Origin of the sequence: Parabacteroides acidifaciens, from assembly GCF_003363715.1 — a bacterium.
Taxonomy (GTDB): Bacteria; Bacteroidota; Bacteroidia; order Bacteroidales; family Tannerellaceae; genus Parabacteroides; species Parabacteroides acidifaciens.
Map to the genome: position 1 here is coordinate 1 of NZ_QREV01000141.1, position 579 is coordinate 579.

Annotated in this window: 1 protein-coding gene; it reads left to right on the forward strand. The window is 37.5% G+C overall.

The features are described from left to right. Nucleotides 1-13: 13 nt before the first annotated feature. Nucleotides 14-579 (forward strand): transposase (locus DWU89_RS20485; protein ID WP_147292178.1); only part of this gene is annotated, 566 nt, incomplete at its 3' end.

Here is a 579-nt window from a genome sequence, read left to right on the forward strand (position 1 = left end):
AAAAATAAGAACTATGCACTATATAACAGGAACAGATCGTAATCAACTCCAGTTGTACACGAGTCTTGAAGATAGTATATCGCCGGAGAATGCGGTTAGATTGATAGATAAGTTGGTAGATTTATTGTATCAAAAGGATCCCGCACAATATATTTATAAAGGTCAATCACTTCGAGGAAGAAAGTCGTATCATCCGACTCTTTTCTTAAAATTGTATTTATACGGTTATTTGAACCGTATCAGCAGTAGTCGTCGTTTAGAAACAGAGACCTATCGCAACATAGAACTAAAATGGCTTATGTGTGATCTTCATCCTGATTTCAAGACAATCTCGGACTACCGAAAGGATAATGGGAATGCGATCAGAGAGATGACGTTAGGCTTTCGTAATTTTCTAAAAAAGGAAGGTTATATTGAAGGCAACAAGATTATTTTTGACGGGACCAAAGTGAAAGCTTGTACATCCAAGGAAAAGATATGGACGGACACAATAATAGCATCCAGAATAACTCACATGGAAGAGCTCTTGGATGGTTATCTATCAAAGCTGGAAGAGAATGATCAGACTGAAGACAGCTC